Genomic DNA, 12,544 nt, shown 5'->3' with positions numbered 1-12,544 from the left:
CTGCCGCAGGCTCTATAATCCGCGGCGGAAACACCCCCGCCCTGCCGAGTCCTGCCGAGTCCTGCCGAGTCCTGCCGAGTCCTGCCGAGTCCTGCCGATGCCCGCTGCCACCACGCCCGCCCCTGACTATGCCACTGCCGACGTTGCCGTCATCGGCGGCGGCCCGGCCGGCCTGATGGCGGCCGAAGTGCTGGCGGCGCAGGGCGCCGGCGTGGCGGTCTATGACGCGATGCCGTCGGTCGGCCGCAAGTTCCTGATGGCCGGCAAGGGCGGCATGAACCTGACCCATGCCGAGCCCGAGCCGGCCTTCCTGGGCCGCTACGGCGCGCGCACGGCGCAGCTGGCGCCGATGCTGGCCGGCTTCGGCGCGCAGGCGCTGCGCGACTGGGTCCATGGGCTGGGCATCGACACCTTCGTCGGCAGCTCCGGGCGCGTCTTTCCGACCGACATGAAGGCCGCGCCGATGCTGCGCGCGTGGCTGCACCGGCTGCGCGAGTCCGGCGTGCAGTTCCATATGCGCCATCGCTGGCTCGGCTGGGAGGATGGCGACGCCGCGCCGCATGCGCTGCGCTTTGCCACGCCGCAGGGTGACACGATCGTACGCGCGCGCGCCGTGGTGCTGGCGCTGGGCGGTGCCAGCTGGGCCAGGCTGGGCTCAGATGGCGCATGGGTGCCGCGGCTGGCCGAGCGCGGCGTCGGGATCGACCCGCTGCGGCCAGCCAATTGCGGCTTCGACGTGGCGTGGAGCGAGGCCTTCGCGGAGCGCTTTGCCGGCGCGCCGGTCAAGCCGGTGGCGATCGCGCTGAATGACCGTGATGGCCACGCACACTACCGTCAGGGTGAATTCGTGATCAGCCGCGACGGCATCGAAGGCAGCCTGGTCTACGCGCTGTCGGCACCGATCCGCGACCGCATCGAAGCCGATGGCGAGGCCACCGTCCACCTCGACCTGCTGCCGTCGCACAGCGCCGAACAGGTCAGCGCGCAGGTGGAGCATCCGCGCGGCTCGCGTTCGCTATCCAGCCATCTGCAAAGCCGGCTCGGCATTACCGGCGTCAAGGCCGGGCTGCTGCGCGAATGCCTGACGAAAGATGCGATGCAGGACCCTGGCACGCTGGCCGTGTCGCTGAAGGCGCTGCCGTTGCGCCTGCTGCGCCCGCGCCCGATCGACGAGGTCATCAGCAGCGCCGGCGGCGTGCGCTTCGAGGCGATGGATGCCAGCCTGATGCTGCGCGCCCTGCCCGGCGTGTTCTGCGCGGGCGAGATGCTGGACTGGGAAGCGCCCACCGGCGGCTACCTGCTGACGGCTTGCTTCGCCAGCGGCCGCACCGCGGCGCTGGGGGCCGCGGCTTATCTGAAGCAACAGGCTTAGGCAGCCCTGCCGCCGGCGATGCTGAGCGCCACCGCCTCGGCCACTTCGATGCCATCGATCGCCGCCGAGTAGATGCCGCCCGCATAGCCCGCGCCCTCGCCGGCCGGGTACAGGCCCTTGACGTTGATGCTCTGGTAGTCGTCGTGATTGCGGCGGATGCGCAGCGGCGACGAGGTGCGCGTCTCGACCCCGGTCAGCACCGCATCATGCAGGGCGAAGCCAGGCAACTTCTTGTCGATTTCGGGAATGCCTTCGCGGATCGCCTCGATCACGTAGTCGGGCAACGACGTGCTCAGGTCGGTGGGCGTCACGCCTGGCTTGTAGGAAGGCTCGACCGAGCCCAGCGCGGTCGACGCGCGGCCGGCGATAAAGTCGCCGACCAGCTGGCCCGGCGCGTTGTAGTTGCCGCCGCCCAGCTCGAACGCGCGCTCTTCCCACTTGCGCTGGAACTCGATGCCGGCGAGCGGGCCGCCCGGGTAGTCTTCCGGCGTGATGCCGACCACGATGCCGGCATTGGCATTGCGCTCGGCGCGCTTGTACTGGCTCATGCCGTTGGTCACCACGCGCCCCGGCTCCGACGCCGCTGCCACCACCGTGCCGCCCGGGCACATGCAGAAGCTGTACACCGAGCGGCCGTTGCTGCAGTGGTGCACCACCTTGTAGTCGGCCGCGCCCAGCAGCTTGTTGCCGGCGAACTTGCCGAAGCGGCTGCGATTGATCAGCCCCTGCGGATGCTCGATGCGGAAACCCAGCGAGAACGGCTTGGCCTCCATGAACACGCCGCGGTCATGCAGCATCTGGAAGGTATCGCGCGCGCTGTGGCCGACCGCCATGATGACGTGGTCGGCTTCGAGGTACTCGCCATTCGACAGCTTCAGGCCGCGCACCTTGCCGCCGTCGATGTCGATATCGTCGACGCGGGTTTCGAAGCGGATCTCCCCGCCCAGCTCGATGATCTCGGCGCGCATCTTCTCGACCATGCTGACCAGCCGGAAGGTGCCGATATGCGGGCGTGCCTTGTACAGGATGTCTTCCGGCGCGCCCGCGCGCACGAACTCGTTCAGCACCTTGCGCCCGTAGTGCTTCGGGTCCTTGATCTGGCTGTACAGCTTGCCGTCCGAGAAGGTGCCGGCGCCGCCTTCGCCGAACTGCACGTTCGACTCCGGGTTGAGCACGCTCTTGCGCCACAGGCCGAAGGTGTCCTTGGTGCGCTCGCGCACTTCCTTGCCGCGCTCGAGGATGATCGGGCGGAAGCCCGACTGTGCCAGGATCAGGCCGGCCAGCAGGCCGCACGGGCCCATGCCGATGACCACCGGGCGCGGATGCGTGCCGCCCTGCGGCGCGCGCGCGACGAAGTGGTACGCCATGTCGGGCGTCACGCTCCAGTTCGGCTTGCCGGCCATGCGGCGGATGGCCGTGGCCTCGTCGCGCACCTCGATATCGATGATGTAGGTCAGCTTGATATCCGAGCGCTTGCGCGCATCGTGGGCACGGCGGAATACGGTATAGCCGATCAGGCCGTCGCCCTTGACGCCGATCTGCGCGGCACCGGCGCGCACGGCGGCGTCGAGGTCGCTTTCGGTATGGTCGAGCGGGAGTTTGACTTCACTTAGACGTAGCATGGGGAACCCGGGAACTGCGGCCGGGGGTTGGGCACACCAATGTGCCAGGCCGGCCGGAGCGCAATTTTATCGTCTTTGGCGCGCGGGGTCGGGAATCCGCTGCGGGGCCGGCCGGGAGGCCGGACCAGGACCGCGCCACGGTAGCGCCAGCCGCGCCCGCAGCCGCGCCAGCCACCCCGGCGGGACCGTGACCGACAACGCCCCGCTCTGGCTCGCCGACACCGTCAGCCAGCCGCGCTCGGGCACGATCCAGGTGTCGCCCGTGCGCAGGCGCCGCCGCGGCATGTGGCAGTGGCCGGCGAGCCATTGCATCGGCCCGGCCAGCGCCATTTCGCCCGTCAGGGCGTGCAGCACGGTGCCGGCCGCCACCTGCAGGCGCAAGGCCTGGCCGGCCGGCAGTGGCATCACGGTCGGGATGTCGTCGAGATTGCTTGGCATGGCAGGACTCCGGTAGCAGGCACAGGACTCCAGCGTATCGATCGCCTCAAACGCGCGGCAGGCACAAGGCCGCATTGCGGCGACCGGAACAGCAACCGGGATTTTCGCCTGTTACGATACAGAGCGCCCGCCTCTGTATCTGTACCGATGCGGCCGGCCACGCCACGATGCCGCCATGGATACCTCCCCGCTCTATCGCCAGCTTGCCAGCCATTACCGCCGCGCCATCGACTCCGGCACGCTCGCCGCCGGCGACCGCATGCCGTCGGTGCGCGCGCTGATGGCGCTGCATGGCGTGAGCCTGTCGACGGCGCTGCAGGCCTGCCGGCAGCTGGAAAGCGACGGCATGCTCGAAGCGCGGCCGCGCTCGGGCTACTTCGTTGCCGCGCCGCGGCGCGCCGCGCTGGCCGCGCTGTCCGAGCCCGCCGCCGCGCTGCCCGATCCGGCCCAGTACGTCGGCATCCACCAGCGCATCTCCGGCCTGCTCGCGCGCGGCCAGCACGAGCACGTGCACACCAACCTCGGCGGCGCCTACTGTGCGCCCTCGCTGTACCCGACCGAGGCCCTGCGCAGTGCCGCGTTGCGCGCGCTGCGCCGGCATCCGCAGCTGTTCGGCGAGGGCGTCGAGCCCGATGGCTACCATCCGCTGCGCGCCGCGATCGCCCGGCAGGCGCTGCGCCACCGCGTGCAGCTGGCGCCGGAGGAGATCGTCATCACCAACGGCTGCACCGAGGCGCTGAACCTCGCGTTGCGCGCGGTCGCGGGACCGGGCGATGTGATCGCGGTGGAGTCCCCCACCTACTACGGCCTGCTGCAGATCCTGGAAAGCCTGGGCATGCGCGCGCTGGAGATCCCGTGCAGCCCGCAGACCGGCATCTCGCTCGAAGCGCTGGAGCTGGCCGCGCAGCACTACGACAACATCCGCGCGGTCGCGGTGGTGCCGAACCTGCAGAACCCGCTCGGCTGCATCATGCCCGACGCGCACAAGGCGCGGTTGGTGCAGTGGTGCGAGGCGCGCGGCATCGCGCTGATCGAGGACGACTGCTTCTCGGCCACCGCCGACGGCGACGCGCCGCCGGCGGCGGCCAAGGCCTGGGACGGCAGCGGCAACGTGATTCACTGCGCCTCGCTGCACAAGGTGCTGGCGCCCGGCATGCGGCTGGGCTGGATCGCCGCGGGCAGATGGCAGGCGCGCGTCGAGATGCTGAAGTTCGGCCTGTCGCGGCCCAACGAGATGCTGTCGCAGATGGCGGCGGCCGAGTTCCTGGCATCGGGCGCGCACGACCGCCACCTGCGCCGGCTGCGCACGCGGCTGCGCGCGCAGCGCGAATGGTTCGCGCAGGCCATCGGCGCCAGTTTTCCCGCCGGCACGCGGCTGGGCGCGCCGCGCGGCGGCATGCACCTGTGGGTGGAACTGCCCGCGCAGGTCTCGTCCGAGGCGGTGTTCGACCAGGCGCTGCAGGCCGGCATCCGCGTGATGCCGGGCGTGATGTTCTCCAACGCCGGGCGCTTCGACCACTGCCTGCGCATCAACTGCGGCGCGCCGCGCTCCGCGCAGATCGAGCGCGCGCTCGGCACGCTGGCCGCGATCGTGCAGCGGCTGGCGGGCTGAGCGATGCGGAGGTCGGCGCCGCTGCTCGCTCCGATTTGCAACAACCCTCCCTTTTTGCCGGCGCCTCGCCTATCCTAGTGCGCTGGTGTGCGGGCGCCCGTCCGGCTGGTCCCCGGAGGCCTGATCGCATCGGTTGGCCGCGGCCGCCGCGCACCTTCACAACAAGAACAAGGAGAATGGCCTTGACCAGTACATCCGTGGCGCCTTCCGCCGGCCAGGGTAGCGGCGACCCTGCCCGCGCCCTGGCTGACGATTACCAGGCCCTGTTCCAGCTGGCGCCGGTGTCGCTGTGGCTGGAGGATTTCAGCGCGGTGCGCGAGTGCTTCGCGCAATGGCGGCAGCAGGGCATCACCGACGTGCGCGCGCATTTGCGCGCCGAGCCCCGGCGGGTGGCGCAGTGTTCCGCGCTGATCAGCGTGATCGCGGTGAACCGGCGCACGCTGGAGCTGTTCCGCGCGGCCGACCTCGACGAGCTGGTAGCCAACCTCGACACCGTCTTCCGCGACGACATGTTCGAGCAGCATGTCGAAGAACTCGGCCAGCTGTGGGACGGCGCCGACGGCTTTGCCAGCCAGACCGTCAACTACGCGCTGGACGGCACGCGGCTCGACATCCAGCTCGAGGCCACGGTGATGCCGGGCCACGAACAGACCTGGGAACGCGTGCTGCTGTCGATCAAGGACATCACCCCGCGCCTGCGCACCGAGCGCGAGCTGCGCCGCAGCGAACAGTACGCGCTGGGCCTGTTCGAGCATTCGCCGGTGTCGCTGTGGGTGGAGGACTTCAGCCCGGTCAAGGTGCTGATCGACGAGGTGCGCGCCGCCGGCATCACCGACTTTCGCACCTTCCTCAACGTGCATCCGGACTTCGTCTCGCGCTGCATGCAGGAAATCCGCGTGCTCGATGTCAACCAGCAGACCTTGCTGATGTTCGGCGCCGACAGCAAGGCGACGCTGCTGTCGCGGCTCGGCGACGTGTTTCGCGACGACATGCGCATCCATTTTGCCGAGCAGCTGATCGACCTGTGGCATGGCCGGCTGTGGAAGCAGCGCGAGGTCATCAACTACGCGCTCGATGGCCGCGCCGTCGACGTGTTCATGCAGTGGTCGGTGTTTCCCGGGCGCGAAGCGGACTGGGACCAGGTGCTGGTGTCGCTGACCGATATCACGGCGCGCAAGAAGGCCGAGGCCTATGTCGAGTTCCTCGGCAAGCATGACGTGCTGACCAAGCTCTACAACCGCGCCTACTATGAGGACGAACTGGCGCGGCTGGGCCGCAAGGGCCCGTGGCCGGTGAGCGTGGTGGCGGTCGACCTGAACGGGCTCAAGGTCGTCAACGACCAGTTCGGCCACGCCGACGGCGACAGCCTGCTGCGCCGCACCGGCGAGGTGCTGAAGAAAGCCGTGGGCGAGCAGGCCTGCGTGGCGCGCATCGGCGGCGACGAGTTCATGGTGCTGCTGCCCGGGCGCGACGAGCGCGGCGCCGCCACCGTAATCGAGCAGATCGACAAGGTGGTGGAGCTGAACAACCAGTTCTACCCCGGCACGCGGCTCAGCTTCTCCATCGGCCAGGCCACCTGCCACGAAGGCGAACGCCTCGCCGACATCGTCAAGCTGGCCGACAGCCGCATGTACCAGGCCAAGCGCGACCACTACGCCGCGCTCGCCAACGAACGCCGCCGCGACTGAAGGCCAGGCGCTTCAGCGGTGTCGCTTCAGCGGTGTCGCTTCAGGGCGTCACCTCAGCCCGGCGTGCACTCGCCGCGCATCAGCGCCCATTCCTCGCACTGCTTGCCCGAAGGGAAGGTGCAGATGCCGGTCTGGCCCGCCGGCGTCGACACGATCTGCAGCTTGCCACCGCGCTGCGCGCAGTTGACCGAGGCGGGGTTGGCCATGCCGACGGCGGCCCCGCTGCTGGCTGGGCTGGCGGCACGCTCGGCAGGCGTGGTGCTGCAAGCGGCCGCCGCAAGGCTGGCAGCCAGCCCGAGGGCTACGGCAAGAAAGCGCATCGACATCTCCGGCAGGCGCAAACAGGTCAGCAAAACGAAAGAGCCGGCTGGCGCCGGCTCTCGTGCTGCTTACAGGTAGACGATCAACCCCACGCCCAGCACGATCAGGCCGAACTTGGCCACGTAGTAGAGCTGGCGGTTCCAGGCCTTGAAGCGGCGGCGATACTGGCCGCCCAGCCAGACAAAGCGGAACAGGCGGTTGATCATGCCGGTCTGGTCGTGCTCGTCGTTGGGCGAGCTGGCCGCGGTCATGACCTTGCGGCCCATCCAGTGGTTGAATTTCGCGGCCCAGCCGTAGCGCATCGGGCGCTCGATATCGCAGAACAGGATCAGCCGGTTCGCGTCGCTGCGGTTCTCGGCCCAGTGCAGGTAGGTCTCGTCGAACACCACGCCCTCGCCGTCGCGCCAGCTGTGGCGCTCGCCGTCGACCTCGATAAAGCAGCGGTCATCGTTGGGCGTGGCCAGGCCCAGGTGATAGCGCAGCGAGCCGGCAAACGGATCGCGGTGCGGATTGAGCTTGCCGCCCGGCGGCAGCTCGGCGAACATCGCCGCCTTGACCGTGGGCAACTCGCGCAGCAGCGCCACGGTCTTGGGGCACAGCTGCTCGGCCGACGGGTGCTGGGCCTCGTACCATTTCAGGTAGAAGCGCTTCCAGCCGTACTTGAAGAAGGAATTGAAGCCGGCATCGTCGTTCTTGTCGGCGGCCTTGATCTTGCGCATCGCCGCCAGGGCCAGGCCTTCATCGCGGATCTCCGGCCAGGCCGCGCGCAGCTTTTCCAGGTCGGGGAAATCGTCGACCGGGATGTACGGGGTGCGCGGCACGCCCGAGAACGCGTACATGAAGCAGTTGATCGGGGCCACCAGGGCCGAATGGTCCAGCAGCTGGCGCCACAGGCGCAGGCGCACCTTGCCGCGGAAGTGCACATACAGGATGGCACCGAGGTAGCCCGCGACGATTATCCACTTGATCACCGAAATCCTCCTGGTCAGCCGCCTGCGCCGCACGGCGTGCCGCGGCCCGGCTGGGTGAAAACCCGCATTTTAGCGAAACGGCGGGAGCACCGCAGCTTGCGCCGGCTGCGGCACATGGCGAGGCCGGCGCAAGCGCCGGCCGATAGCGTCGGATAGCAGCGAATCAGGTGTCGCCGCGCGACTGGCGGGCGATGCGCTCGATCAGCGCGCGCGCGTCGCCGGGCTGTCCCTGCAGCGTCAGCAGGCGCGCATTGAGCACCAGGTTCTCCAGCACCAGCTTGGCGGTCGAGGCCCACATCGTGGCCAGCAGCGCCTCCACCGGCAGGCCGGAGGCTTCGAGCTCGCTGGAGCGCTCGGCGATCAGGCGGCAAGCCAGCCGGCGCAGCGCGGCGTCGTCGAACGGCAGGTCGGCGTAGTCGATCGGGTCTTCCTTTTCGACTTCGGTCATCAGTTGCAGCAGGGTGTCTTCGGTCATGGGCAGACTCCTGGCGGGCCAAGTCAACTACACGCGGAAATCCGCGGCCATGTCGGCATCGGTGCGCGCTTCCAGCCGCCCCGAGCGGCAGGCAGCGACAGACTGATCGTAGTCGCGCTCGGCCTGGTCGGCATAGCCACTGGCATAGCCTACCATCACGTCGGCCTTGCGGTCCGGCGCGGCCGGCTGTTGCCCGATGTGGTGTTGCTGCAACGGGAGCCAATGCAGCGCGCCGGCTTGTCAAGCGACCAGGCGTGCCGGCTTCAGAGCGCCGGCGGCTGGCGGCGGAAGCCGACGCCAAAGCGGTTCCACGCGTTGATGGCCGAGATCAGCAGCGTCAGGTCGGCCATTTCCTTTTCCGAGAACTGCTCGCACAGGGCCTGGTAGTCCGCATCCGGCGCCTGGCTCTGCGGCAGCAGCGTCAGCGCCTCGGTCCAGGCCAGCGCGGCGCGCTCGCGCGGGGTGAACCAGCCCACTTCGCGCCAGGCCGGCAGCAGGTTCAGGCGGCGCTCGCTTTCGCCGTGCTTGCGCGCGTCGGTCACGTGCATGTCGAGGCAGAAGGCGCAGCCGTTGATCTGCGAGGCGCGGATCTTGACCAGTTCCTTCAGCGTGGTTTCCAGCGAGCAGCGCGCCAGGTAGACCTCGACCCCGATCATTGCCTTGTAGGCGTCGGGGGCCACGTCTTGCCAGTTCATCCGTTCTTCCATGATCGATCTCCTTGAGCAGGTTCAGCAGGTTGGATTCCGGTTCGATGCAGCGGGCGCTGGTTCGGCGCCCGACGGAATGAACGATAGACCCGAACATTGGCTCCGTACACTGCCAATTTTTGGCAAAATCAGTAGACCAATCGCGATCGACGCTACCCGCCATGGAACTGCATCTGGCCCTGGATCACGCCGGCGACCTGACCGCGCAGATCGTCCACCACATCCGCGACGCGATCCAGGGCGGCCGGCTCGAAGCCGGCGCGCGCATGCCACCCTCGCGCCTGCTCGGCACGCAACTGGGCGTGGCGCGCAAGACCGTGACCACGGCCTATGAGCGGCTGGTGGCGGAGGGCTGGCTGCACGCGCGCATCGGCGACGGCACCTATGTCGCGCACGGCCTGGCGCGCTCGGCGGTGCGGATCGCCGCAGCGCCGGTGCAGCCGCCGGCGGTGCAGCGCTGGCTGGCGGTGCCGACGCCGTTCCTGGCTCCGTCCGGTGGCGCACGCTACGCCTTCCAGCCCGGCCAGGCGGATACCACCCGCTTTCCGCATGAAGCCTGGGCACGTTGCGTGCGCGCGGCGCTGGCGGCCGAGCGCGTGCGCGCACCCGGCCCGGCCGACGCCGCGGGCGAGATGCCGCTGCGCCAGGCAATCGCGCGCCATATCGCCTTTACCCGCGGCGTGCAGAGCGCCCCGACCGACATCCTGGTCACCAGCGGCGCGCAGCAGGGCATCGACCTGCTGGCGCGGCTGCTGCTCGGGCCGGGCGCGGTGGTGGCGATGGAGGATCCGGGCTATCCGATGGCGCGCGCCCTGTTCCAGGGCCTTGGTGCCCCGGTGGTGCCGGTGCCGGTCGATGCGGAAGGACTGGTGGTGGCGGCGCTGCCCAGTGACGCCACCCTGGTCTATGTCACGCCCTCGCACCAGTCGCCGCTGGGCGTGCCGATGAGCCTGGCGCGGCGCCAGGCCCTGCTCGACTGGGCCGCGCGCCGCCATGCGGTGATCCTGGAAGACGACTATGACAGCGAGTTCCGCTACGGCGGCCAGGCGCTGGACGCGCTGCAGACGCTGGACCGGCACGGCCGCGTGGTCTACCTGGGCACGTTTTCCAAGACCCTGGCGGCCAACCTGCGCGGCGGCTATGTGGTGGTGCCGCCCTGGCTGATGCCGGCGGCGCGCAAGGTCAAGCACCTGATGGACTGGTACACGCCGACGCTGCTGCAGCAGGCGCTGGCGCGCTTCCTGTCGGAAGGCCACCTGCTGCGCCATATCCGGCGTTCGCATGCGCGCCATGCCCAGCGCCGCGCGCGGCTGCTGGCGCGGCTGCAGGGCGACCTGTCGCCGTGGCTGGAGCCGTTACCGGCGGTGGCCGGCTTCCACCTGGCGGCACGACTGCGCGTGCCGGTGGCAACCGAGGCGCTGGTGTCGATGGCGCGGCTGGCGGATCTGGAGCTGGCCACGCTGGACCCCTGCTATGCCAGTCCGCCCGCCAGTTGCGCCGGGCTGCTGCTGGGCTTTGGCGCGATCGACCTGCTGGATATCGACCCTGCCCTGGACCGGCTGGCAATGGTACTCTCTGCCTTGGCTCCGGCCCCGCCGCCCATTGCGCCGTCCATTGCGTGACGGGGCCGGCACCGGGAGACGCCAGCCTCGCACGGCAAGCAGGTGACACACCTTCGACATGGCGCCTCAGTCATACTTGCCCGGCGAATTTGCTGTGAACAAATCGGATGTCCGAAAGTCTCATTCGCACTTCCAACCAACCCGAGTCGCGTTCATGACCAAGCGTTTGTTGTCCGCCATGCGTCAGTACGCATGGTTTGCAGGGGTGAAGCACCATGTCGTGCAGGGCGTCGAGGCCCTGGCGGAGCTGCTCAAGTCCCCGTCCGCCGCGGCGCGCGCCGTCGCGGCCATCGTTGCCGAAACCGAGCAGGGCGTACAGGTCTGGGTCTCGTACTTCGGCAAACCGCTGGACCCGCACACCAACTACGTGCTGTGGCCGAACCGGGCGCTGCGTCCGGCGCGACGGCGCATCCAGCCCTCTCCCATCGAGCTGCTGCAGAACCAGCGGCGGCGCGACCAATAGTCGCGTTTCGCAGCCTGGCTGATCCAGCGCCGCGCGCCCACCCGGGCGCCGGCAGCGCTCACGCGTCCGCCCAGCGCCGCAGCAGGTTGTGATAGACGCCGGTCAGGCCAATCACCGCTTCGTGCGCCTGGCCGAGTTGCTGCGCCACGTGGCGGATGCGCCCATCGAGCTCGAACAGCATCGCGCGCTGGCCGTCGTCGCGGACCATGCTCTGGATCCAGAAGAACGACGACACCCGCGCCCCGCGCGTGACCGGTGTCACGTGGTGGATGCTGGTGGCCGGGTACAGCACCATGTGCCCGGCCGGCAGCTTCACGCGCTGCTGGCCGTAGGTGTCCTCGACCACCAGCTCGCCGCCGTCATAGTCCTCCGGTTCGGTCAGGAACAGCGTCGCCGACAGGTCGCTGCGGATGCGGAAGCTGGTGCCGCGCAGATAGCGGATCGCGTTGTCGACATGGTTGGCAAAGGTATGCCCGCCTTCGTAGCGGTTGAACAGCGGCGGATAAACCTTCAGCGGCAGCGCCGCCGAGAAGAACAGGGCATGGTTGCCCAATGCATCCTGGATCAGGTCGCCGACCTGCCGCGCCGCCGGCGAGCCCTCGGGCAACTGCAGGTTGCGCTTGGCCAGCGCCGACTGGTAGCCGGAAGTTTCATTGCCGTCGGCCCACGGCGCCGCGTCGATGATCTCGCGCACTTGCGCGACCTGGGCCTTGGTCAGTACATCGGGAATCTGCAGCATCATGATGGCTTCTACGTCGGGATAAATCGGCAGGCGCCCATTGTATGGGAAGCCGATACAGGCCGATAACAAGAATCATTATTGTTTGATCCCGGGCAGGCGGCGGCTTCACTACAATGGTTGATGCATGCCGCCATCGACAAGGAGAAGACATGTCCGAACCGCTACACGACGAAGCGCTGGTCAATCTCTACCTGGAACGCATCTCGGCCCTTTCGGTCAGCGCCTTCGATGGCGCCGACGTCAGCGGCGAACTCGATGCGGTGATGCGCGAAGCCGTGACCAAATGCCAGGCCGCCGGCGGGCCGCAGGCGCAGGGAACGCTGACGGTGCTGGCCGCGCGCCTGCGCGATCGCGCCGATGCCGCCGAACGCGAAGACCAGCCGCTGGTACGCGATACCTTCAGGCTTGCGGCGCAACGCGTGCCGGCCTGACGTGAATGCGCCGCGAGTCCATGCGTGCACTGGCCGCATTGGCATCGATGTCAAAACACTAAGGGAATCCGGCCGGTCGG

General features: G+C 69.0%; 14 protein-coding genes. 6 read left to right on the top strand and 8 right to left on the bottom strand.

The genetic code is table 11. The annotated features are described in order from the left end of the window. Positions 1-97 precede the first annotated feature (97 nt). The gene (locus CBM2586_RS04625) at positions 98-1,372 is read left to right on the top strand and encodes a TIGR03862 family flavoprotein (protein WP_115686931.1); all 1,275 of its coding nucleotides are present in this window, start codon (positions 98-100) and stop codon (positions 1,370-1,372) included. Here the strand turns inward: CBM2586_RS04625 and CBM2586_RS04620 are convergent. Both CBM2586_RS04620 and CBM2586_RS04615 read right to left on the bottom strand, forming a co-directional pair. Then, a complete protein-coding gene (locus tag CBM2586_RS04620) occupies positions 1,369-2,994 on the bottom strand; it encodes an NAD(P)/FAD-dependent oxidoreductase (protein ID WP_115662653.1) in 1,626 nt (541 codons plus the stop codon). The two genes, CBM2586_RS04625 and CBM2586_RS04620, sit on opposite strands and share 4 nt — an antisense overlap. 66 nt (positions 2,995-3,060) lie before the next feature. After that, positions 3,061-3,432 carry a hypothetical protein gene (locus tag CBM2586_RS04615; RefSeq protein WP_115662654.1) on the bottom strand — a complete coding sequence of 124 codons (372 nt, stop codon included), beginning with the start codon at positions 3,430-3,432 and terminating at the stop codon, positions 3,061-3,063. A 175-nt stretch (positions 3,433-3,607) separates the two neighbouring features. On the opposite strand from CBM2586_RS04615, the gene CBM2586_RS04610 reads away from it, so the two are divergent. Beyond that, positions 3,608-5,044 (top strand): PLP-dependent aminotransferase family protein, encoded by a 1,437-nt coding sequence (locus tag CBM2586_RS04610; protein ID WP_115686930.1) that lies wholly within the window; start codon positions 3,608-3,610, stop codon positions 5,042-5,044. 176 nt (positions 5,045-5,220) lie between these two features. After that, complete coding sequence (locus CBM2586_RS04605; RefSeq protein WP_240987889.1) at positions 5,221-6,732, top strand: sensor domain-containing diguanylate cyclase; 1,512 nt, start codon at positions 5,221-5,223, stop codon at positions 6,730-6,732. Positions 6,733-6,785: 53 nt separating this feature from the next. Here CBM2586_RS04605 and CBM2586_RS04600 read toward each other — a convergent pair whose 3' ends face one another. From CBM2586_RS04600 to CBM2586_RS04580, 5 genes are all read right to left on the bottom strand, one after another. Further along, positions 6,786-7,052 (bottom strand): putative hemolysin, encoded by a 267-nt coding sequence (locus tag CBM2586_RS04600; RefSeq protein WP_115662656.1) that lies wholly within the window; start codon positions 7,050-7,052, stop codon positions 6,786-6,788. Positions 7,053-7,121: 69 nt separating this feature from the next. Then, on the bottom strand, positions 7,122-8,024 hold the full coding sequence (gene lpxO / locus CBM2586_RS04595; protein WP_115662657.1) for a lipid A hydroxylase LpxO: 903 nt from the start codon (positions 8,022-8,024) through the stop codon (positions 7,122-7,124). A gap of 163 nt (positions 8,025-8,187) precedes the next feature. Further along, on the bottom strand, positions 8,188-8,499 hold the full coding sequence (locus CBM2586_RS04590; protein WP_115662658.1) for a hypothetical protein: 312 nt from the start codon (positions 8,497-8,499) through the stop codon (positions 8,188-8,190). 27 nt (positions 8,500-8,526) lie between these two features. Then, complete coding sequence (locus CBM2586_RS04585; protein ID WP_373424219.1) at positions 8,527-8,712, bottom strand: hypothetical protein; 186 nt, start codon at positions 8,710-8,712, stop codon at positions 8,527-8,529. A 50-nt stretch (positions 8,713-8,762) separates the two neighbouring features. Then, positions 8,763-9,206: a carboxymuconolactone decarboxylase family protein gene (locus CBM2586_RS04580; RefSeq protein WP_115662659.1), complete on the bottom strand. Its 444-nt coding sequence runs from the start codon at positions 9,204-9,206 to the stop codon at positions 8,763-8,765. A 161-nt stretch (positions 9,207-9,367) separates the two neighbouring features. Between CBM2586_RS04580 and CBM2586_RS04575 the strand changes: the two genes are divergently transcribed. Together CBM2586_RS04575 and CBM2586_RS04570 are read left to right on the top strand one after the other, a co-directional pair. After that, positions 9,368-10,828 carry a PLP-dependent aminotransferase family protein gene (locus tag CBM2586_RS04575; protein ID WP_115686929.1) on the top strand — a complete coding sequence of 487 codons (1,461 nt, stop codon included), beginning with the start codon at positions 9,368-9,370 and terminating at the stop codon, positions 10,826-10,828. A gap of 154 nt (positions 10,829-10,982) precedes the next feature. Then, positions 10,983-11,291, top strand: coding sequence for a hypothetical protein (locus tag CBM2586_RS04570; protein WP_012352256.1), 309 nt, complete (start codon positions 10,983-10,985; stop codon positions 11,289-11,291). A gap of 58 nt (positions 11,292-11,349) precedes the next feature. On the opposite strand, the gene CBM2586_RS04565 is transcribed toward CBM2586_RS04570, so the two are convergent. Further along, complete coding sequence (locus CBM2586_RS04565; RefSeq protein WP_115686928.1) at positions 11,350-12,033, bottom strand: Fe2+-dependent dioxygenase; 684 nt, start codon at positions 12,031-12,033, stop codon at positions 11,350-11,352. A 149-nt stretch (positions 12,034-12,182) separates the two neighbouring features. Here CBM2586_RS04565 and CBM2586_RS04560 point away from each other — a divergent pair, with 149 nt between their 5' ends. Continuing rightward, positions 12,183-12,464 carry a hypothetical protein gene (locus CBM2586_RS04560; RefSeq protein WP_115662662.1) on the top strand — a complete coding sequence of 94 codons (282 nt, stop codon included), beginning with the start codon at positions 12,183-12,185 and terminating at the stop codon, positions 12,462-12,464. The last annotated feature ends 80 nt before the right edge of the window (positions 12,465-12,544 follow it).

Source organism: Cupriavidus taiwanensis, from assembly GCF_900250115.1.
GTDB classification, from domain to species: domain Bacteria; phylum Pseudomonadota; class Gammaproteobacteria; order Burkholderiales; family Burkholderiaceae; genus Cupriavidus; species Cupriavidus taiwanensis_B.
The sequence above is the reverse complement of the archived record's forward strand: the minus strand, read 5'-3'. Positions and strand labels throughout refer to the sequence as shown.